A 20,597-nucleotide genomic window follows, 5' to 3' on the forward strand; every position below is an offset into this window, starting at 1 on the left:
AGAGGTTATATGAGCAGACAACTAAACGTAGCTATCGTAGGCGCCACCGGTGCCGTTGGGGAAACCTTTTTAAGGGTTTTGGAAGAGAGAAAATTCCCTGTCAATAAACTCTACCCATTAGCTAGCTCTCGCTCAGTAGGTAAAACAGTGACTTTTAGAAATCAAGAATTAGAAGTATTGGATTTAGCCGAGTTTGATTTTAGCCAGGCAGATATTGCCTTATTTTCTGCCGGAGGATCCGTTTCAAAGGAATTTGCACCAAAAGCCGTTGCTCAAGGCTGCGTGGTAGTCGATAACAGTTCTACCTTCCGCTACGAAGAGGACATTCCTTTGGTTGTTCCAGAGGTTAATTCGCATCGCATTGCTGAGTATAAAAATAGAGGCATTATTGCGAACCCAAACTGTTCAACCATTCAGATGGTTGTTGCTTTAAAACCTATCTACGATGCAGTTGGTATAGAACGTATCAATGTGGCCACCTACCAGTCCGTATCTGGCACAGGAAAAAAGGCAATTCATGAATTGATCGCCCAAGTGGGTGATTTGTTGAATGGCCGCCCTGCAAAAGTGGATGTCTATCCGCAACAGATCGCATTCAATGCCATACCTCATATCGATCAATTTGAAGAGAATGGGTATACCCGTGAAGAAATGAAGATGGTTTGGGAAACTAGAAAAATATTAGAAGACAACTCCATTTCAGTTAATCCTACAGCAGTAAGAGTTCCTGTGATTTACGGGCATTCCGAAGCGGTTCATTTGGAGTTGAAAAAACCACTTACGGCTGACAAAGCTCGAGAACTGCTTTCTAAAGCGCCAGGCGTCAAGGTTATCGATAATTTAGCAAAATCAAGTTACCCAACTCCTTTTAAAGACGCGGTAGGGAATGATGAGGTATTTGTTGGACGAATTCGCCAGGATATTTCTCATCCATGTGGTTTAAACCTATGGGTGGTTGCAGATAATATTCGCAAAGGTGCGGCGACTAATGCAGTTCAGATTGCAGAAATATTGCAAAGAGAGTTTTTGTAAGGTTCCTATTTAATTAGGGTAAGGATGTTTTGAGTTTAAGTTATCTTGATTGTTTATTTAGGTGTATACTCAAAATATGAGCAAAAAAAGTCGAGAAACAAAGATTGAATTACCAACGGGTTTGCCTTCCGGAAAACCTGTTACTTCCTTTTTGGTTGAAGAAACGAAAGCCATGGAAAGAAGGCGGCGTGAGATGGAGCAACAAGGTGAGAAGCAATTTGCTTCCGTTAAAGCGCGTGAGCACCATGAAAATGAGGTAACTGTTGCACCAGAATGGGAACCGCAAAACAGTATTTTGCAGCATCCTGATTTGGATAATCAGCGTTACGATGGTGTTGATCCCAATTTAAATCCAGAACCTCCTTTAAATACTGAAGCGCGAAGGGAATTCGACAATGAAAAAAGAGAACAGGACAAAGAAAAACAACTTCGCTTAGGTAATATGCCCAAGTTCACCACAGCACCTACCCCTCGGGGGCCCTAAATGAGCATAGCCAGTGATATTATCAGTCGTAGGATGCCTGATTTTGATCTCTATGTCCGTAATGGTGACTCTCTTGATGATATTGACGAATACGGCTTCACCCCACTCATAGAATGTGCAATTACTCGACAGACCCATATTGCTGAGCAATTGATTGTGAGGAATGTCGATCTGAATAAATCGGATGTGACAGGGCGTACTCCTCTGCATTGGGCTGTAGATAATAATGATGTTGACATGACGCGCTTATTATTATCCAGCGGCGCGGATCCAAATGCATTTACCAGAAATGGCTTAGCCGTTTTAGTTTATCCTGTCTTACGAGGACAAGATCAAATCAAGCAATTGTTGTATCACCATGGTGCTAAATTGGATTTTGCTTTGGATTTTATCAATGCCAAATTGATTGGGCATCGCTTCGAATTGAAAGGGGACGTAGATATCGTCAATGCTCAGGGAGAGTTTATTGAGCTTGATTATGAAGGATTTATTCTGGAATTTACTGTGGCGGTTGTAAAAGATTCATTGAGGCGTTTTATCAGTAGTTACTCCACTAGGCATTTAAGAGATTATTTTCCGTTGATTCATACCATCATGGATGCGTTTGCAGATGCTGGAGAGCTATTGCAATTTCAGCACACAAAACTATTAACGGATCAACATCGAAAACGAATTATGCAGCTGATGGGTGCGCCTATGATGATTCTACCTGCAGCCAGCAGAGGACATGCATTGTGTTTTGTTCGTTATCATCAATGGTGGGCAAAAATCGATCGTGGTGAGAATAGTTTGAAGGAAGGAAGTGTCAATATTTATCGAATAACCCGACCTGAAGCCTTTAATTTAGATTTCGTTATGGATTTTTTGTATAAAAAGCAGAATAGACGCTATTACCATCAAACCATTAACCAAATTTTGGGATTATTGCCTATTACCCAGCTTCCAGTCAGCCCGCAAATTACAGGAAACTGTTCTTGGGCCAACGTGCAAGCGGTTGTTCCAGTTGCTTATGCAATTCAAGAGTTGACAACAGTTGAAGAATTTCATCCTGACTTATACATGAATTTATACGATCAATGGGTTGAGTGGGATAAAGATCGTGCTTTGGACGAATGCATACAGCGTTTTTACATGGCAAGCCCCATCCGTAAAGCCAGTATTGCCGCTATATTGGGAGGGGTGTTATTTCAATCCTGTGATCATGGAGTAGAGCACCATTTAGAAAGGGCTGAGAAAATCCTAAATATACTTACTTTGAGTGACTATTATTATGTTTTAGCGAGTTATTTGGAAGAATATTGCGTAAAGCGTTTGACGCGTAAAGGGAATAATTTATTGAAGCTATTGGATGACTGTGGAGTGAACCCAGATATTGGAGTGAATCCGGTGGCGACAGGGTTGTAGCTGCTGCTGAGCGGGGACGGACCCCAGTGGGGTCCGTCCCCATGTTTATTGTCAGTAAACGTAGGTACGGCGCTTAGCCGAATGGCGCTGCCTTAACAGCTTCATTCGTGAAAGCGGATAGTTTCGTATCCGCTTGCTGACGCGCGCGGCTCGGTTCCTTTTTTTGTGTCTGAATCAAATCCTAGTTACAGCAGGGAGTGAACCGAGCCGCGCGCGTCAGCAAGCGGAGCGATGCGGGCCGTATAGAGGAACCTAATGACACCGCTTCAGGCAGCGCCATTCGGCGAAGCACCCGACCATTGGTATAAATGCCCCATTTTAAAAAATGAGTCGATTCCTCAGGGTCCGTCCCCACGTTTATTTGAATCCCGAAGTAGTAGGGTTGTAGCTGCTGCTGAGCGGGGACGGACCCCACTGGGGTCCGTCCCCTCCCTTCAATTGACTATTTATTAATAATGACTCGCACTGCCTGCAATTTCAGTGTCGATGCGTTGATATGTAGTTCACTGTCAATCTTTTGCTTACGAAGATAGTCAAGCTCCTCTTCTCGAATCGTTGGATTAAGACGCTTTAGAGCTTCTAATCGATTGATTTCATTTAATAAGCTTGCGTTCATCGTTGATTCAGCTCTGCTCAGGATCTCTTGCATTTGCAGCTCAGCCATCTGGTTTGATTGACTAAGGATCGTGTTAATTTGATCCTGTATTTGTTTAATGATTGGGTAAGCTATATGTGGTTTTACTGCTGTGCAGAGACCATTTAACTGTTCGAAGGACAATACATGGGATAGATTTTTGCCAGAGATGTCCATTAAAACCCGGATGGGGTTGAGGGATAAAAATCTATCGAGTTGTAATGCTTTTGGTGCAGCACAATGAATGGTGTATAGCGATTCTAAAAATAAGGTTCCAGGCTGAATATTTTTTATCGAAATAGTGGCTATAGTGGCATTGCCTAGCTCGGATTCCAATATCATTTCCATAGCACCAAAGACCATGGGGTGTTCCCAGCTTAAAAACTCCATGTCTTCACGGACTAACGCTTTCAATCGTGAGTAGGTTACCGTCATTCCGTCCTCTTGTAAGCCAGGGAAATAGGAGGTCTTCATGTGATTTCCAGGATGAAGAATTTCCGCATCTTCAGAGTGATATTCATGATCAATGCCAAATTCTTGATACACTTTACCCATGTAGTTTTGGAGCTCAAGGCAATTTTCTTCAGCTTCAATGGATTGGATGAGCTCTTGACCTATAGCCGCGTTACAAGAGTTTAATTCAAGCAATGGGTTTCGACCTTTGTTTAGAGACTCTTTTATTTTTTTTGCGCTGTCCCGTGTCTCATCAATGAGTTGTTTGAATTCTGGAGATGAACTGTCTATTTTCTGATTGGTTAATACAGGCAATAACTTGTTGGCGTACAGTTCATAAATTGAAAAACCGTAAGAACAACTTTGTTGCAGATTGTTGAGCCCTTCCTGGAACCAAACGAACAGTTTTTCTTGAGCCGTATTGATTAAATAGGGCACATGGATCTGAATTGGATGCTTCTGACCAATTCTATCCAGTCTCCCTATGCGTTGCTCAAGTAAGTCGGGGTTTAGTGGTAAATCAAATAAAACAAGGTGGTGTGCGAATTGAAAATTTCTTCCCTCACTGCCAATCTCGGAGCAAATTAGAGCTTGTGCGCCTTGTTCTTCATCTGCAAAATAAGCAGCAGCCCGATCACGCTCTATAATACTCAGTCCCTCATGGAAGTCAGCGCATTGAATGTTAGTCTTTAGTTTTATATGGTGTTCTAAGGTTTGAGCTGTGTTTTTTGAGGCACAAATGACTAATATCTTTTTCGGAAATAGTTCAGTTATCTTGTCAATAAGCCAATGAACGCGAGGATCTTGTTTAATCCACTCTTCACCCTTAACAGCAGATTCTGGGTAGAGACTTGTCGAGATGTCTTCACCCTCCAAATTGTAAATAGCTGGGCATGGTAAAGGATAGCTATGTACAACTCGTATTGGAAACCCTTTGATGGTTGCTCGGGTGTTGCGAAAGAGAACTCTGCCAGTCCCGTATCTGTCTAGTAATTGGCTAATTGCTTCCTGTGCAGTCTCTGGCGGATTATCCAAGTAGGGTTTTAATAGCGTTTGCTCTTTGGTGTTTAATCGGTGGTTCAGGTTTTCTTCAAGAGATATCAACAATTGCTGAACGATTTCATTGATGGTTTGATATTGGTTTTCTTCTTTAACAAATTCTTGAAGAGTGTAAAAACGAGCTGGATCAATAAGGCGCAGGCGCGAGAAATGGCTTTCAATACCTGCTTGCTCAGGGGTTGCTGTGAGTAATAATAAGCCTTTGCTTTTTTTTGCCAATTGTTCAATAAATAGATACTCTGGGCTTATCTCATTCTCCGACCAGTGAAGATGGTGTGCCTCGTCAACCACTAACAAGTCCCAATCGGACTCAATAACGTGTTTCTGAGCGATGTCATTGGACATTAAAAAATCGAGGCTTGTTAATACGAGTTGCTCCGATTCAAAGAGATTTGCAGGTTGCTCAGGCCAATCCCCACCAGAAAGTCCTTCCTCATCGTCTTCAGTTAATTCATCAGGCTGCTGTTCATACCTCGTTTCATCAATAATGGAGAATTGCAAATTAAATCGTCTTAACATTTCAACAAGCCACTGGTGAATCAGTGAATCAGGAACAACGATTAAAACTCGATTGGCTCTGGCAGTTTGCAATTGGCTGTGCAAAATCATTCCAGCTTCTATGGTTTTTCCAAGTCCTACCTCATCGGCTAACATCACTCTTGGGGCAAATCGTTGTCCCACTTCCTGAGCAATGTACACTTGATGAGTAAGATGACTTGTTCGGGACCCGATTAATCCTCTAATTTTCGATTGCTGTAATCGATTGCATAAGTGGATGGTATCGACCCTTAACTTAAAGGAGTCGAGTTTATCGATAATACCACTGGATAGTCGTTGTTGTGGTGTGTTGAGTTTAATAAAGCTACTGAGAGCCAATTCGCTGATGCTGATTTCATTTCCGTCTTTGTCTTGTCCACTATAAAACACAATTCCTTTGTTTTCGTTAACAGATATGACTTCCATGCGCTCTTGCTGATTGGTAGTAATCTCATCACCCGCTTTATAGATGATACGACTTAAGGGAGGATTATCCGTTGAATAAATTCTTTCTTCGCCAACAGCTGGAAAAGACAAGCAGACTTGTCTTCTATCAAAATCAGTAATGATTCCAAGTCCAAGTTGCGTTTCCGTGTTGCTAATCCAACGTTGTCCAATGGTGTAAGTCATGTCAAGAAGCATCCTTCCTGTTAAAGGGATCAGGAGTAATTCGTAGCCCTGTATTTAAAAGAGTGGGATTGTATCAATTTATCCTGTAAATCGCATCTTTGATGAATACTACTCATCGTTGTTGAGCAACTATGAGTAGTGAGTTATCAGTTAGTGAATGATGGGGATGTCTTGTTTGTTTGCTTAATAGGGTCTTGAGTTTTATTGTCTATTGTGGAGAAAAAGGAATTACTCAAATCAAATTGCACCTGTTTTAGTGATTTTTGATTGATCTGTTCGATAGCACTCATTATAAGGTTTGTAATATTGAGTCTGTCTTTTGGGCTCAATACATTAAAATCATCTCGCCGAAGAATAAGGTGTGGGTGATCTTGGCCTTGCTCTCCACCTACATCGTGGATGACGTATTGAGTTCGAAATGCATTTTTACCCAGCTTTTGTGCAATTATTTTAGATAAAGCGGGAATAATTTTATCCATCAATCGCGATTGAAATTGAGTAAACTCGTCTTTCAAAGGATCTGACTTAAAATGTTTATCGTTAATCTTTACGCACAGAAAGGATTCCTTATCATAAACAGTTCCTTTATAGGCTATGTTGTAGGTTTGTTCGTAGGTACCGTCTAATGATAGTTTCATGCATTATATCCTTATAAAAGCATTCGGTTCATTTAAAAATCAGGACTTACACAAAATCCCAATCCCTTCGTTAAAATGGAGTTCAATTCAGTCATTGAGTCCTCAAGTTTTGAGGATCATCGATTTTATTATTATCACCTTTGCAGTGTGTTGACAATTGATAATTGCTTGCCTAACTTGCTTGTAGGAACACATTGTTTTAGCTTGATTGGTTTGGGTGTCATTTTTTGATCTATGCTTTAAAATTATGAGTAAAAAAATTAAAAATATTACTTGTCATTACAATCATTTTTGATTAAAAATAATCATCTAAGGAAGATTTTTAAACGTAAGGAGTAAATATGTCTACCAAGGAAACAGAGCTCGTAGAATTGATTCAGAGGGACCAGAATTCGGGCACATCTTCTGGAGCAGAGACAAACACTCCCCTTGTCAAAATAAAATTAGGCTCCGATGTTCTTGTGGATCCAAAGGTTTTGGAAGACCCTCCAAAGGACGCAGATAGTCTTACAAATATTGTTCATACTCAAAAAAAATTAAGCCAAGTTAAAAAAAGCTTAAGCTCCATCGTGCAAACCCTCAATGACAACCCCAGTTTGATCACAAGGGCCGCTACTTTTTGGGGCGGATTGCCCATGTGGGAAAAAATATTGCTTGGAGTTGGCGTTTCAGGTGTGCCTTTGGCTGTTGGACTTGTTGCTCACCTTGGAGTTTTGCTGGTCATCGGAAGTACTACAGGGGTTGTTTATACCGCTGGCTCAATTGTCTTGGACGATCACCATACAAATAATGTAAATATTGCTAGAAAGGTAGAAGAAGGGGTAATGGGTTTAGCAGATATTTTGGGACACATTATTGACCTGTTGGATAAGATACGTCAGCAATTTGCTCACGAAATTGAACGCTTCAAACTTGAGAACAGTAGACTTACTGACAACATCGATAATTTACAAGAACGAGTCGAAAATTTAGGTGCTCAAGTCGAATTATTTAGAGAAACGGAAAGAGTGTTGAGGGAAATTAAAGAAGGTTTAGAAAAAACGGCAATTGAATTGGCACAATCTACTGTTAAGCAGACAGAGTTGTTGGAGGAGAATGAAAGGCAGCTGACTGAAATTAGACGAATTTATGAAAAGAGCCAGCTTCAATTGGGTGAAAAGGTGGTTGAATTAAATGGTGTAAAAGAACAATTAACCTTAAAAGTCCAGCAGGCGAATCTAGTTGCTAAAACGTTGCAAGGAACAGTAGAAACATTAACTGGAACCGTTATTTCAGATACTCAAGATAGACAAATGTTTCAAGAGAAGCTAGACGGGTTCTTAAAAGATAAAGAAGGGAGTTTTGATAAAGTATCTTCTAGAATAGTCAAAGCCGAAGAAGAGTTAGTGAGAGTAAAAGAGCAGTTGAATGAAAGTAATTTAAAATACAAAGAGCTTCTTAAGCGGCAGGAGGATCAGGTTAGTCGTTTAGAGGAACTCAATAAATCAGTGAGTGGTCGATTTATAGTGCCAACCCAAGTAACCCAAGTAACTCAAGTGCCCGAAGCTATACACACCCTTGGTTTTCACGCGTCTAAGAAACCATCCATTAAAACAGTGGGCGATGAAACTCCAAGTCTTGTTCCAGTTCTCGTTAACTAAGTTCATGCCGTTCCCGCTAATGCGGGAACGGCAGTGATTTCCTATTTTTCTTCATGTTCTTTCAAAAGTGCGGGTTCTCGTCTTCTGTTCCCATCGTTTTTTGCTTGGTTAGGGCGATTAGCATGATGGCCGGTTGAACCCTGCTGATTGGGATTGTTTTTCTTTCGAGGTTGATTAGACTGATTGTTTCCAGTACTTGTGTTTCCAGAAGCTTGGCGCTGCTGATTTTGGTTCCCTCCAGTTCGTCTCCTGCGATGTTGAGGGTTTCCTTGAGAGCGCTTATCCTGCCCTGGTCGTCTGCCTTGTGTTCGCTCATGGTGATGCTTTTTAGCTTGAGGAGAGCTGGAAGGTTCTGAAGCACTTGTTGTTGAATGCCCACCAAATAAACTTGTCCACAAGCGCTTGATAAAACTTGTTTGTGGGTGCTTGATGTGTCTATGTTCAGCAAAGGATTTAACGGCTGGTTCATCGTGATGAGCTTCTTCTTTATCGCCACTCATTACTTGGATTTCTGGTTGCTGAATTAAACTGAAGCTTGGCTTTTTAGACTTGCCAACATTGTCTTCCTTGAGGCGTGTAATGGAGTATTGTGGAGCGTGCATATACGGATTGGCAATAATAATCACTGCTACACTGTGGCGCTTTTCAATGTCTCTGATGAAAGTGCGTTTTTCATTCATGATGAAAGTAGCCATTTCGGGAGGTAATTGCACTTGGACTTCAGCGGTCTTTTCTTTTAAGGCTTCTTCTTCAATCAGTCTAGTAATGGATAAACTGTGAGATTGAATACTCCGTACAGTTCCTCTTCCTTCGCAACGTGGACAGACTTCTTGAGCTGTTTCACCAAGAGATAGTCTCAGGCGTTGACGAGACATTTCTAAAAGTCCAAAACGTGAAATTCGTCCCACTTGTATTCTTGCTCTATCCGCTTGAAGGGCTTCTTTTAATCGATTTTCAACGTCGCGTTGATTTTTGCTGGAGCTCATATCGATAAAATCAATGACCACTAAACCTCCTAAATCGCGTAAGCGAAGTTGGCGTGCAATTTCATCTGCGGCTTCAAGGTTTGTGTTAAGGGCTGTCGCTTCAATATCAGTTCCGCCCGTGGCTTTTGCTGAGTTAATATCAATTGAAACAAGAGCCTCGGTTCTATCAATCACTAATGCTCCACCAGAAGGCAGCATCACTTGACGTTGGAATGCCGTTTCGATTTGGCTTTCAATTTGATAAAAGTTGAATAATGGCACGCTGCTGTTGTACAGCTTAAGGTTAGGTAGAAACTCTGGTTTAACTTGCTCAATGTACTGTTTGGCTTTAATGTATGAAATTTGGTCATCTATGATGATTTCGCTAATCGATTTGCGTAAGTTATCGCGAATTGAACGAATAATGACGTCACCTTCTTGATGAATTAAACAAGGCGCAAGCTCAGAATTATAGGCTTGTTGGATTGAATGCCATTGAGTAATGAGCATGTTTAAATCGTCTTGTAATTCGTCATGACTTTTGCCAACGCCCGCAGTACGAATGATTAAACCCATGTCATCGGGTAATGTGAGGGCGTTTAATGTTTCTCGTAATTCATCACGCTCTTCACCCTCTATTCTTCTCGAGATCCCACCAGAATGTGGATTATTGGGCATCAACACCAAATAGCAACCCGCTAAGGTAATGTAGGTGGTTAACGCTGCTCCTTTGCTGCCGCGCTCTTCTTTATCAACCTGGATCAATAGCTCTTGACCTTCGCGAAGAAGAGAAGTAATAGGTGGTTTTTCATCGCCAAATTCATCGGGATGCTTGCTTAAGTATTCAGGAGCAATTTCCTTGAGTGGTAAAAAACCTTGTCTTTTAGCGCCGTATTCGACAAATACAGCATCTAAACTAGGTTCTCTACGAGTAACGATTGCCTTGTAAATATTTCCTTTTTTCTTGACTTCCCCTGGACACTCAATATCCAGGTCAAAAAGGTGATTGTCTTTGACGAGTGCAACACGAATTTCTTCAGTTTGCATCGCATTGATTAACATTTTTTCCATTGTTTTACCCCATAATAAGGGCGCAATCCGTTTAAATGAGATAATCAAGGCTCAGCGGTTATCGCAATCGATTCGTCTTATCAGGTCGTTATCCAAAAATGAATTGTCAAACCCTCAGCTCTCATCACTTTTTATACGTTTATGAGCAGCCGGGTTGTATGAAAATCAAATCATGGGATAGTTGCTGATGAAACTGCGATAGCCTATTCCTTAATTGCATCCATTGTTGTTTTAGGAACAATATCAATGAGCAATAAGGAATTTGATCTTTAATTCGACCCAAGATCATGTGGACAGACCGTACGCAGGCTACCTTATTTATGAAAGGTGCATGCTGTGAGATGTACCGATTACAGCTTAACGGGATTAACAAAAAAGGGCCTTTTTTCAGGCGCGATACAGCCCGCAAGTCATTTGTAAGTGGTAAAAAGCATGTCTGGCATGCGTAGGTATCTGTCGAAATACTTATCAATTTCTCTCTGATTATGGGTCGCTTCCTTCTATCTGCGACTTAAATGGAAGCGCATTGTGTTTTTCTCTATGCATTAATTGGCCATGAGCTAATTAATTGCAAATCTTTTGTTGATTATTCGTCAACTAAATAAACTATTTCTTCGATTTATACGTTATAATCCGGTCGTAGGAAATAATCCCTAACGATGTTTGATTATAGCAAAAAAATCACGCTCAGCAAATAGGTTTATTGAGAATGAGTGAAGTCAGTTATAAAGAAATTGGCGCCGAAGAAGAAGGCCAACGTTTAGATAATTATTTAATTCGGGTTTTAAAAGGCGTGCCCAAAAGTCATATTTACCGAATTATTCGTGGTGGTGAAGTTAGGGTTAATAAAAAAAGAGCTCAAATAAATACACGCTTGCACACGGGTGACTCTATTCGCATCCCTCCTATAAGAATGTCAGAACCCAAAGAAGTATTTGTTGGTGATGGTTTGGCAAATCGATTGAAGAATAGTATTATTTTTGAAGATTCTTCCTTATTGGTAATGAATAAGCCAGCGGGCATCGCTGTGCATGGTGGGAGTGGTTTAAGCTTGGGTGTTATTGAAGCGCTAAGAAAGACTAGACAGGATTTACCTTATTTAGAATTAGTTCATCGTCTGGATAAAGACACATCAGGTTGTCTTCTGATAGCAAAAAAGCGCAGCGCTTTAAGATCGATACATGCCTTATTGGAATCAAGAGAAATAAAAAAAACCTACTGGGCATTGTTATGTCATCGTTGGGAAGGAAAAAAGACTATTACAGTATCTGCAGCATTAGAAAAAAACACCTTAAAATCGGGTGAACGATTCGTAGCAGTCACTGAAGAGGGAAAAGCATCAGAAACAGAATTTAAGTTATTAGAAAACTATCAGCAGGCATGTTGGGTTGAGGCAAGTCCTAAAACTGGTCGTACGCATCAAATTCGTGTTCATAGTGCTCATTTGGGGCATATCATTGTTGGCGATGAAAAATATGGGTATAAAATTGGAACAGTAGAAGGGATCGAAAGTAATCAACATCGATTGTATTTGCATGCCAGAGCGATTCAATTTAATTTAAATGGGACAAAGTATTTATTTCAAGCCGAAGTTGATGAGCGATTTGCCAACACATTAAAATTATTGCGTGCAAGGAGCAAGCTAAGCCATGAGTAGTAATGCATATGAATTAGTCATTTTTGATTGGGAAGGTACGATTGCTGATACGCTTGGTGTCGTTTTACATACTATTTCATCAGAATCAATTGCATTAGGTTTTGGTGAGCTGGACATGGATAAGGCAAGACAATATGCCAACCTAGGTTTAGTCCAAGCGGTAAAAAAACTATTTCCTAAACTGTCAACAAAAGAACAAGAAGATCTGATGCAAGCTGTTCAGAATGCGATGGTTTCTAGACACTCAGACGTTAGTTTAATACCAGGTGTAATGCCATTTATTAAACAACTGGTGCAGCAAAATATACAAATTGCGATTGCAACCAATAAAGGACATCAATCTTTATTACGGGCACTGCAAGCAACAGGCCTTGATGAGATATTCAAAGTGACCCGATCGGCTGGCCAAGTGCCTGCTAAACCTTGTCCGCAAATGCTTGAAGAAATTATGGAAGAATTTAACCAGACTCCAGATGCCACACTAATGATTGGCGATTCAGTCTCGGACATGGAGATGGCTACTGGTATTCATGTCAGTGCAATAGGTGTAGATTTCTATCACCAGCAGTCGGATGCGCTAAAAGAGGCTGGTGCTATGGCCGTTTTTGATGACTATACACTTTTAGCAGAATTTCTTAAATTACCAAAAGGATGAGCAAGGGAGCAATGATTAGTGAGCACATTAACTAGTTTGCCTAATGTATTGACATTAATGAGGATAATTCTGATACCCGTATTTGTGGTGGCATTTTACCTCCCTTTCCATTGGGCACCTGCAGTAGCCGCTTTAATTTTTGCATTTGCAAGTCTTACGGATTGGCTTGATGGCTATTTGGCTCGGAAATTAGAAATGATGTCTCCTTTTGGGGCATTTTTAGATCCAGTTGCGGATAAATTACTTGTGTCTACTAGTTTGTTATTGCTAGTCGGTGCCAAGGATATTCATTACATTACAATTCCTGCCATTGTTATTGTTGGACGCGAAATTGTTATTTCAGCACTAAGAGAATGGATGGCTGAAATTGGTCGTCGTACGAGCGTAACGGTTGGTTACATAGGGAAAGTGAAGACAACCTTACAAATGGTTGCATTGGTTTTATTGTTGGCTTTTAACCCTGTCGTATCTTGGTGGGGAAGTTTAGGATTTGTGTTGTTGTACGTTGCTGCAATATTAACTCTATGGTCTATGGTTATCTATTTAGCGGTAGCGTGGCCTGAATTAATGAAAAAAAATTAACTTTGATGTTGACAGTGAATTTATTTTCGGTAGAATCTCATCCCGTAGAGACGCGGGAATAGCTCAGTTGGTAGAGCATAACCTTGCCAAGGTTAGGGTCGCGAGTTCGAGTCTCGTTTCCCGCTCCAAATTAAAGCGACAGAGTAGTCGCTTTTTTTTTAGAGCAAGACAAAATACATGGGGCTGTGTGGCAGAGTGGTCATGCAGCGGCCTGCAAAGCCGTGTACGCCGGTTCGATTCCGGCCTCAGCCTCCAAAACCAAGACATTGCCCAGGTGGCGAAACAGGTAGACGCAAGGGACTTAAAATCCCTCGGTGGTAACACCATGCCGGTTCGATTCCGGCCCTGGGCACCAAGTTGTATTCTGAAGTAAATGTAATCAGCTCATCCCCATTTCAGGGGGCACTAATCAAGAACGCAAAACTTTAACTCTTAACTTAATCCATGCCAGAAGCAGGCGGATCAATTCTATTGATTTCGTCTAGGATGTCATCAGCTATAGCACTGGAAGCCGTTTTATGCACGAATAAGAAATTCCTATTTTGAGTTAGGTTGTACAGTCCTTTTCCTATAAAACCTAGGGTCAAGGTTCCAATAAATAAGACTAAGTTCACAAGAAACTCAGACCAACCACGATGTGGATCCAAGATCTTCTTGGCATCGTCGATTTTTTGCTTACACTTTAATTTAAATGTTGCAGTGTCTTTTTCAGAGGGGTTAGGTAGTTCGAAATAGGTATCTTTAAGCTGAGAAATATCTAAAAATAGTCGAAGAGCAGCTTCTGCAGCAGCTTCTAAGCGTTTGAACTCATCAGAACCTTGCTTTTCAAGCGCACACCTTTGTCCAAGATTTTCTACTTTATCCCATAAAGTTCTTAATTTCGCATCAAGAGCTCTTTCATAAGGAGACGTATGTCTCCTACCTCGTAATCTTACTGACATTGGGTGTTCATCAGATGGTTGTTGTTGATGTACTTGGGGCATATTGTTTTCTTGTCTAAGACGAGCCACAAGTCTTTGCGCAACATGATTTTCCCTTTCATCAAGAGGTGGTTTGAGCTCATTGTGAAGTTCTGCATATACCCATCGCTCATAGATTTGTTGCGAAGGAACTGGGTGAAATGGATAACTGTCTATGAACTCACGAACATCTTGAGGCAAATTTTTTCCTAGCAATTGAATTGCAAGACTTTGCGGGACATTAGCAATATTGAAGATGTATTCTTCGATAAGCGTCGCTGAACGAATAAGTTGAGCTGTAGCTACTGCATGGTCATTGTTTTCAACAATTTTTCTGTGGGTTAAACGCACGTGTTGTTTTAATAGGTTAAAACCAGCAGGGTTAGTTCGAGCATCTTCTCCTATTAGGAGTAAGAAGGGGTTCAGTTGCGTATCATCTCGGTTCTGAGCATTGATCGAGCCTTCTCCTCTTACAGTCCTTTCCCAATGTCCCCCTTGATGGGCTCCCTCTCTGCCACCATGATGGTAGATATCAATGCGGGATATAGGATGAGCATGGCATTTGTAATTTGTAACATCACCATTTTCAGGGGAATAACGTAGATCAAACCCTAGGGGTTTACAAACCCAACCAAATAGTTCATCAGGTGAAAGACTTTCATAACGGCCGGTATGTGGTCGAATTTTTGTACGGATATCCTTCCATTGTTGGGCAGTCATATCCTCAAAGATGAATCCTTGGATTTCTTCGTTACTTGGGAGCTGATCAACCATGAATTCACGGAGTACAGGGCCCAAAATAATTTGCGTATCAAAGGCATTGTACTCTTCTAAAATATCAGCAAAATGTTCCCATGTGAAAGTCTCCGGATTGAATCCGTAAAAAAGGGCAAATTTCTGTTTTAGCAGCAAGAAATTAGCATTATGGTGATTATCATAATGTGCTATATCCCTAAAATTTAAAATTTCTCTTTTTAATTCGGGAGTTATCGCATGTAAGGGACAGTTATTGAGTACTGTTGATATCTTTGGAAATGGCATAATGAGTTAACCTAAATTGATGGCTTTCATTTTAAGTATAATATGTTAACAAAATATTAATTTAAACTAAAATTTGATCATTTCTTGTGTTGTTTGGGATTTTGGTTGAAGTAAAGGAATGGAATCAGTCCTTTATCCGCTTCCTTACGGTCGCGGCTCGGTTAACTCCCTGCTGTGACTAGGATTTGATTCAGATAGCAAAGAAGGAACCGAGCCGCGCGCGTAAGCAAGTGGACCGATGCGGCCTGGATAGAAAAACCTAATGACACCGCTTAAGGCAGCGCCATTAGGCGCGTCGCTTGACCTTTGGTATAAATACTCCTTTTAAAAAATGAGTCGATTCCTGAGACCTTACGGTAGCGGCTCGTTTTTGCACAGTGCCAACCGATCCGCAAACGAAAAGCAGTGAATATCCCTAATTCGAATAAAGACCTAACTTCTTTTTGACTTCATCCTTGGACTTTTCTATAAGTCCTGTACAATAAGAATTTTAAGCCTGATCAAAATAACCATGTTTAGACCCTTAGCTCTTTTTATAGGATTGCGTTATACCCGCTCACGGAAGAAGAATCACTTCGTTTCTTTTATATCCTTAAGTTCCATGCTTGGCATTGGTATGGGGGTAATGGTTTTGATTACTGTTTTGTCCGTCATGAATGGGTTTGATCAAGAAATCCATAAGCGATTTTTTGGCATGGCACCTGAAATAACGATTACTGGTTATAACGATCGTTTAAAAGACTGGAAAGAAGTTGCTAAAAAAATAGAATCAATACCAGAAGTTAAATCCATTGCTCCGTATGTGGGAGGACAAGGGTTATTAACTCATGAAGGGCAGGTCCTACCCATCGTACTGACTGGGGTCATGCCAGGTCTTGAAGAGCAAGTAACTCATCTTAATAGTAAATTATTGGTGGGTAACATGCAGGATCTCAACCATTTTGGGATCATTCTTGGTAAAGGAATAGCAGATACTTTAGGAGCAATGGTCGGGGACAAAGTGACCATCATGATTCCTGAGGCCACGGTAACTCCAGCAGGCATGATTCCGCGTTTCAAACGATTTACTGTGGTGGGAGTTTTTTCTGCAGGAACGGGCTTTAATTTTGATACCAAACTAGCGTTTATCAATATCGAAGACGCGCAAAAATTAATGCAATTGGGTGAGGACGTTACAGGCATTAAATTGAAAATCCAAAACGTGTATCAAGCACCTGAGTTGACCTATAAGCTGTCCAATATGCTTGGTGAAGAGTATCAAGTTGGAAATTGGACCCAACAATTTGGCGCCTTTTTTGAAGCGGTTAAAATGGAAAAAACCATGATGTTCATGATCTTGCTCCTAATTATCGCTGTAGCGGCATTCAATTTAGTTTCCTCTTTGGTGATGGTGGTCAATGATAAACAGGCTGAAATTGCGATTTTAAGAACGATAGGCGCAACTCCTTCTACCATACTATGGATATTTGTTGTTCAAGGCATGATGGTGGGTATTGTAGGGACCGTACTTGGTTTAATTGGTGGAATAATTCTAGCTCTAAATGCAACAGAGATTGTAAATGCATTACAAGCCTTTTTCCATGTGAAAGTCTTGTCGTCAAGCATTTACTTTGTTGATTACTTGCCTTCAAAAATTATGCTCAAAGACATTTGGCAGGTCTGTTTTGCTGCATTATTTATGAGTTTTATTGCAACCATTTACCCGGCTTGGAGAGCCTCGAAAACGGTGATTGCGGAGGCTTTGCATTATGAGTGATGTCATTTTAACCAGTAAGGGATTGTGTAAAACCTATCATGATGGTGTTACCAAAGTTGAAGTTTTAAAGGGTATTGATTTATCGTTGGCCAAAGGAGATAGAGTAGCAATTATTGGTCCATCAGGATCTGGTAAGAGTACCTTACTGCATTTGCTTGGGGGATTGGATAAGCCTACTAGAGGCTCTGTTTTAGTCGGTGATGTTGATTGGCAACAAATCAATGAAAAACACCGTTGCCAATTACGGAATCAACGGTTAGGATTTGTATACCAATTTCATCATTTATTGCCAGAATTTACAGCCATTGAAAACGTGATGATGCCTTTGCTCCTTGGAGGACAGTCGATTCAAGACTCTGAAATGAAAGCCGAAATGATGTTAGAACACGTTGGTCTCAAGCCTCGATTACAGCATAAACCAGCTCAGCTATCAGGCGGGGAGCGCCAGCGGGTGGCAATCGCAAGGGCTTTGGTTCATCAACCCCACTGTGTTCTGGCAGATGAACCCACCGGTAATTTGGATGAAGCCACTGCTGGAAAAGTATTTGAGTTGATGTTAGAACTTAATGAAAAATTGAATACCGCGTTGGTTATTGTTACCCACGATCAGCAATTAGCCCATCGAATGGATAGGGTGATGGTCCTGCACGAGGGGAAATTCAATAACTTGAAATAAAATAATGAAAGGAGTAGTAATTATGCAAGGTAAACAGGAAAGGGATCCCTCTACAGATGAAGCTTCAACAACGGAAACACAAGAAGATAGCTCAACAATAATACTCACAACTCTTCGCTCTCGCGCATCATCTACAGGGTCTTTAAAGAATGGTGAGAAAGCCATTCATCGAGATCCTCAACGACTTGATTTCATAGATGCTGGAGTAGTAATGAAAAGGGATGAAGATGATCTCAGTTCTCCTAGATTGCGGTCATTAAAAAAGATGTATCCCTTAGAATGTCCAGTAACCCAACAACAGTCAAAACAACAGACTGCAGTTGGGATCGATGAGCATAGCACTGAAAATGAAGACGCGGTCAGAAACGGCCTTTAATAGTCTGCATGTCCTGGTGTGCGTGGGAATGGAATAACATCACGCACATTACCAATGCCAGTCACGTAAGAAATTAAGCGCTCAAATCCAAGCCCGAAACCTGCATGTGGCACGGAACCATATCGGCGTAAATCACGATACCACTGGTAGTGTTCTTTGTTTAAATTACACTCATCCATACGCTTATCCAAGACTTCAAGCCTTTCTTCACGCTGACTACCTCCAATTATCTCTCCAATACCTGGTGCAAGAACATCCATAGCAGCTACTGTTCGGCCATCATCATTAAGGCGCATATAGAACCCTTTGATTTCTTGGGGGTAGTTCGTTAGGATAACTGGTTTTTTGCAGAGAACTTCAGCTAAATACCTTTCATGTTCAGACTGCAGATCAAGTCCCCAACTGACTGGAAACTCAAATTTTTGCTCACTTCTTTCAAGTGCGGCGATGGCGTCCGTATAAGTCATGATTTCAAATTCTGACTGGGCTATGTGCTCCATGCGCTCTATACAACCAGGTGCTACAAATTGATTAAAAAACTCCATGTCATCGGCGCGTTCATCGAGAACTGTTTTGCACAAGTAACGTAACATGGTTTGACTTAAATCACAGATGTCATGCAATGTGGCAAAAGCAACTTCGGGTTCAACCATCCAAAACTCAGCCAAATGGCGGCTTGTGTTTGAATTTTCCGCACGGAATGTTGGTCCAAACGTATATACCTTAGACATAGCTAGACAGTAAGCTTCGACGTTCAATTGCCCGGATACGGTTAAAAAGGTTTCTTTGCCGAAAAAGTCTTTACTAAAATCAATTTGTCCTTGTTCTGTTTTGGGTAGATTTAGCATGTCCAATGTAGAAACACGAAACATTTCACCGGCCCCTTCGCAATCACTGGAGGTAATGATTGGGGTATGTACCCAGAAGAATCCAAGCGAGTCATAAAAACGGTGAATTGCTTGGGATAAACAATGGCGAATACGGGTAACAGCACCAATGGTGTTTGTTCTTGGGCGTAAATGAGCCACTTCTCTTAAAAACTCTAGGGTATGTCTTTTAGCTTGAATAGGGTAAGAGTCTGGATTGTCTACCCAACCTACGACTTGAATATGTTCAGCTTGGATTTCACAAAATTGTCCTTTGCCTTGTGAAGCAACTAATTTTCCAGTGGCAATGATGGCGCAACCTGCATTAAGTTTAGCTACTTCCAACGTGTAGTTCGCTAAACTGTCTGTAGCGACGATCTGAATTGGAGCAAAACAAGAGCCATCATGCAAACTGATAAATGATAAACCTGCTTTAGAATCACGACGGGTTTTAACCCAGCCTCTTACGGTTACGGTTTCATCAATGCTGATTTCACCTTCAAGGCATTGTTTTATGGTGAAGACTTCTGTCATTATACACTCCAAAATCTTATAAAATAGTATTCCGCTTCAAAGAGCATTGTTTGGCTGAGATAATACACTAAATGAAATAACTGGGGGAACAGTATGATGCAAAGAGTTTTATTTGTAACGTTATTTTTTATCTCAACCATTGTGCATGCTGAAGATACTGTATTAAAGCTTTATAGACCTTTTGGTGAAGTTACCGAACAAGCCCCCGTGGTGGTTAAGAGCAAAATTATTGGACATTGTTTTGCTCAATCCCAATTGATTCTTAGAGAGGATGCTTGGCGTTGTCAGGCAGAGGGTAAAGTGTATGATCCTTGTTTTGCTAAAGAAACCGGGAAGAATAAAGAAGTGGTTTGCCCTCAATCACCGTGGATAGGGGAAAGTGTGAGAATTGTGGTGAACGAACAATTATCTAATGCATTTCATAAACCTCTTGATATGTCTCGTACTTACCCCTGGGCCATTGAATTAATTAATGGTGAACATTGTTTGGCAGTAAATCCTGGAGAGGTATTTGATTCAATGCCTATACGCTATAGTTGCAGTGACAAACATGTTCTTATTGGTTACTTGCAACGTTGTAATCCTGTTTGGAGCATGCTGGAAAAGACGCCGAAAGGTGTTTCCTCGGTCAATTTTAAAAAAGCTTGGTTTTGACAGGATCAGGACTTACGCAAAACCCTGAGGATCATTCATCTTGTATCTTTGTCTCCGGGGACGATGGGATGAAAAACCGAGCCGAGACCGTGAGGGCTGAGGTATCGACTCATTTTTTAAATGGGGCATTTATACCAAAAGTCGGGTGTTTTGACTAATGGCGCTGCCTTAAGCGGTGTCATTAGATTCTCCTAGACGGCCTGCAACGGTCCGCTTGCTGACGCGCGCGGCTCGGTTTCTTCTTTGCTGTGTGAATCAAATCTTAGTTACAGCAGGGAGTGAGTTGGTCCGCTT

The 20,597-nt window shown here is 41.0% G+C and carries 15 protein-coding genes, 3 tRNA genes and 1 pseudogene; 14 read left to right on the forward strand and 5 right to left on the reverse strand.

The window, feature by feature from the left end:
- The first annotated feature begins 9 nt into the window (after positions 1 to 9).
- The 3 genes and pseudogenes from Lwal_RS06075 (at position 10) to ankH (ending at position 2,920) form a co-directional block, all read left to right on the forward strand.
- Entirely contained in the window at positions 10 to 1,032 is a 1,023-nt protein-coding gene (locus Lwal_RS06075; RefSeq protein WP_058479935.1) for an aspartate-semialdehyde dehydrogenase, read from the forward strand.
- A gap of 103 nt (positions 1,033 to 1,135) precedes the next feature.
- Positions 1,136 to 1,516 (forward strand): annotated as a pseudogene (locus tag Lwal_RS06080) (Smr/MutS family protein); the annotation flags it as partial.
- Positions 1,517 to 2,920 (forward strand): Dot/Icm T4SS effector AnkH/LegA3, encoded by a 1,404-nt coding sequence (gene ankH, locus Lwal_RS06085; protein ID WP_058479936.1) that lies wholly within the window; start codon positions 1,517 to 1,519, stop codon positions 2,918 to 2,920.
- 442 nt (positions 2,921 to 3,362) lie between these two features.
- Here ankH and rapA read toward each other — a convergent pair whose 3' ends face one another.
- Together rapA and Lwal_RS06100 are read right to left on the reverse strand one after the other, a co-directional pair.
- Positions 3,363 to 6,233 carry an RNA polymerase-associated protein RapA gene (gene rapA / locus Lwal_RS06095; RefSeq protein WP_058479938.1) on the reverse strand — a complete coding sequence of 957 codons (2,871 nt, stop codon included), beginning with the start codon at positions 6,231 to 6,233 and terminating at the stop codon, positions 3,363 to 3,365.
- Positions 6,234 to 6,379: 146 nt separating this feature from the next.
- Positions 6,380 to 6,871, reverse strand: coding sequence for a hypothetical protein (locus Lwal_RS06100; RefSeq protein ID WP_058479939.1), 492 nt, complete (start codon positions 6,869 to 6,871; stop codon positions 6,380 to 6,382).
- 341 nt (positions 6,872 to 7,212) lie between these two features.
- Here Lwal_RS06100 and Lwal_RS06105 point away from each other — a divergent pair, with 341 nt between their 5' ends.
- Complete coding sequence (locus Lwal_RS06105) at positions 7,213 to 8,511, forward strand: LegC2/C7 family Dot/Icm T4SS effector (protein ID WP_058479940.1); 1,299 nt, start codon at positions 7,213 to 7,215, stop codon at positions 8,509 to 8,511.
- Between the two features lie 41 nt (positions 8,512 to 8,552).
- Here Lwal_RS06105 and Lwal_RS06110 read toward each other — a convergent pair whose 3' ends face one another.
- The gene (locus tag Lwal_RS06110) at positions 8,553 to 10,547 is read right to left on the reverse strand and encodes an Rne/Rng family ribonuclease (RefSeq protein WP_058479941.1); all 1,995 of its coding nucleotides are present in this window, start codon (positions 10,545 to 10,547) and stop codon (positions 8,553 to 8,555) included.
- A gap of 709 nt (positions 10,548 to 11,256) precedes the next feature.
- Between Lwal_RS06110 and Lwal_RS06115 the strand changes: the two genes are divergently transcribed.
- The 6 genes from Lwal_RS06115 (at position 11,257) to Lwal_RS06140 (ending at position 13,796) form a co-directional block, all read left to right on the forward strand.
- The gene (locus Lwal_RS06115) at positions 11,257 to 12,204 is read left to right on the forward strand and encodes an RluA family pseudouridine synthase (protein WP_058479942.1); all 948 of its coding nucleotides are present in this window, start codon (positions 11,257 to 11,259) and stop codon (positions 12,202 to 12,204) included.
- A complete protein-coding gene (locus Lwal_RS06120) occupies positions 12,197 to 12,859 on the forward strand; it encodes an HAD family hydrolase (protein WP_058479943.1) in 663 nt (220 codons plus the stop codon). The genes Lwal_RS06115 and Lwal_RS06120 overlap by 8 nt, the downstream gene beginning before the upstream one ends.
- A gap of 18 nt (positions 12,860 to 12,877) precedes the next feature.
- Positions 12,878 to 13,441 carry a CDP-diacylglycerol--glycerol-3-phosphate 3-phosphatidyltransferase gene (gene pgsA, locus Lwal_RS06125; protein ID WP_058479944.1) on the forward strand — a complete coding sequence of 188 codons (564 nt, stop codon included), beginning with the start codon at positions 12,878 to 12,880 and terminating at the stop codon, positions 13,439 to 13,441.
- Between the two features lie 52 nt (positions 13,442 to 13,493).
- Positions 13,494 to 13,569 (forward strand) — tRNA-Gly (locus Lwal_RS06130).
- A gap of 53 nt (positions 13,570 to 13,622) precedes the next feature.
- Positions 13,623 to 13,696: transfer RNA gene (locus Lwal_RS06135), tRNA-Cys, on the forward strand.
- A gap of 13 nt (positions 13,697 to 13,709) precedes the next feature.
- A tRNA-Leu gene (locus Lwal_RS06140) sits at positions 13,710 to 13,796 on the forward strand.
- Positions 13,797 to 13,878: 82 nt separating this feature from the next.
- On the opposite strand, the gene Lwal_RS06145 is transcribed toward Lwal_RS06140, so the two are convergent.
- The gene (locus Lwal_RS06145) at positions 13,879 to 15,441 is read right to left on the reverse strand and encodes a hypothetical protein (RefSeq protein WP_058479945.1); all 1,563 of its coding nucleotides are present in this window, start codon (positions 15,439 to 15,441) and stop codon (positions 13,879 to 13,881) included.
- A gap of 511 nt (positions 15,442 to 15,952) precedes the next feature.
- On the opposite strand from Lwal_RS06145, the gene Lwal_RS06150 reads away from it, so the two are divergent.
- The 3 genes from Lwal_RS06150 to Lwal_RS06160 are packed head-to-tail and all read left to right on the forward strand — an operon-like array spanning position 15,953 to position 18,249.
- Positions 15,953 to 17,197 (forward strand): lipoprotein-releasing ABC transporter permease subunit, encoded by a 1,245-nt coding sequence (locus Lwal_RS06150; protein ID WP_058479946.1) that lies wholly within the window; start codon positions 15,953 to 15,955, stop codon positions 17,195 to 17,197.
- Positions 17,190 to 17,873 carry a lipoprotein-releasing ABC transporter ATP-binding protein LolD gene (lolD, locus tag Lwal_RS06155; RefSeq protein WP_058479947.1) on the forward strand — a complete coding sequence of 228 codons (684 nt, stop codon included), beginning with the start codon at positions 17,190 to 17,192 and terminating at the stop codon, positions 17,871 to 17,873. The genes Lwal_RS06150 and lolD overlap by 8 nt, the downstream gene beginning before the upstream one ends.
- A gap of 22 nt (positions 17,874 to 17,895) precedes the next feature.
- Positions 17,896 to 18,249, forward strand: a complete 354-nt coding sequence (locus Lwal_RS06160) for a hypothetical protein (RefSeq protein WP_058479948.1) — start codon at positions 17,896 to 17,898, stop codon at positions 18,247 to 18,249.
- On the opposite strand, the gene asnS is transcribed toward Lwal_RS06160, so the two are convergent.
- Positions 18,246 to 19,649, reverse strand: coding sequence for an asparagine--tRNA ligase (asnS, locus tag Lwal_RS06165; RefSeq protein WP_058479949.1), 1,404 nt, complete (start codon positions 19,647 to 19,649; stop codon positions 18,246 to 18,248). The two genes, Lwal_RS06160 and asnS, sit on opposite strands and share 4 nt — an antisense overlap.
- 93 nt (positions 19,650 to 19,742) lie before the next feature.
- On the opposite strand from asnS, the gene Lwal_RS06170 reads away from it, so the two are divergent.
- On the forward strand, positions 19,743 to 20,303 hold the full coding sequence (locus Lwal_RS06170) for a hypothetical protein (protein ID WP_058479950.1): 561 nt from the start codon (positions 19,743 to 19,745) through the stop codon (positions 20,301 to 20,303).
- Positions 20,304 to 20,597: the final 294 nt, after the last annotated feature.

The sequence above is a fragment of the Legionella waltersii genome (assembly GCF_001468085.1).
In the GTDB taxonomy this organism is placed as follows: Bacteria; Pseudomonadota; Gammaproteobacteria; order Legionellales; family Legionellaceae; genus Legionella; species Legionella waltersii.

Coding starts and splice junctions, on each gene's coding strand:
- Lwal_RS06120 (WP_058479943.1), top strand. CDS start 12,197: ATGAGTAGTAATGCATATGAATTAGTCATTTTTGATTGGGAAGGTACG.
- Lwal_RS06075 (WP_058479935.1), top strand. CDS start 10: ATGAGCAGACAACTAAACGTAGCTATCGTAGGCGCCACCGGTGCCGTT.
- Lwal_RS06110 (WP_058479941.1), bottom strand. CDS start 10,547: ATGGAAAAAATGTTAATCAATGCGATGCAAACTGAAGAAATTCGTGTT.
- Lwal_RS06105 (WP_058479940.1), top strand. CDS start 7,213: ATGTCTACCAAGGAAACAGAGCTCGTAGAATTGATTCAGAGGGACCAG.
- rapA (WP_058479938.1), bottom strand. CDS start 6,233: ATGACTTACACCATTGGACAACGTTGGATTAGCAACACGGAAACGCAA.
- Lwal_RS06115 (WP_058479942.1), top strand. CDS start 11,257: ATGAGTGAAGTCAGTTATAAAGAAATTGGCGCCGAAGAAGAAGGCCAA.
- Lwal_RS06150 (WP_058479946.1), top strand. CDS start 15,953: ATGTTTAGACCCTTAGCTCTTTTTATAGGATTGCGTTATACCCGCTCA.
- asnS (WP_058479949.1), bottom strand. CDS start 19,649: ATGACAGAAGTCTTCACCATAAAACAATGCCTTGAAGGTGAAATCAGC.
- Lwal_RS06170 (WP_058479950.1), top strand. CDS start 19,743: ATGATGCAAAGAGTTTTATTTGTAACGTTATTTTTTATCTCAACCATT.
- ankH (WP_058479936.1), top strand. CDS start 1,517: ATGAGCATAGCCAGTGATATTATCAGTCGTAGGATGCCTGATTTTGAT.
- Lwal_RS06160 (WP_058479948.1), top strand. CDS start 17,896: ATGCAAGGTAAACAGGAAAGGGATCCCTCTACAGATGAAGCTTCAACA.
- Lwal_RS06100 (WP_058479939.1), bottom strand. CDS start 6,871: ATGAAACTATCATTAGACGGTACCTACGAACAAACCTACAACATAGCC.
- Lwal_RS06145 (WP_058479945.1), bottom strand. CDS start 15,441: ATGCCATTTCCAAAGATATCAACAGTACTCAATAACTGTCCCTTACAT.
- lolD (WP_058479947.1), top strand. CDS start 17,190: ATGAGTGATGTCATTTTAACCAGTAAGGGATTGTGTAAAACCTATCAT.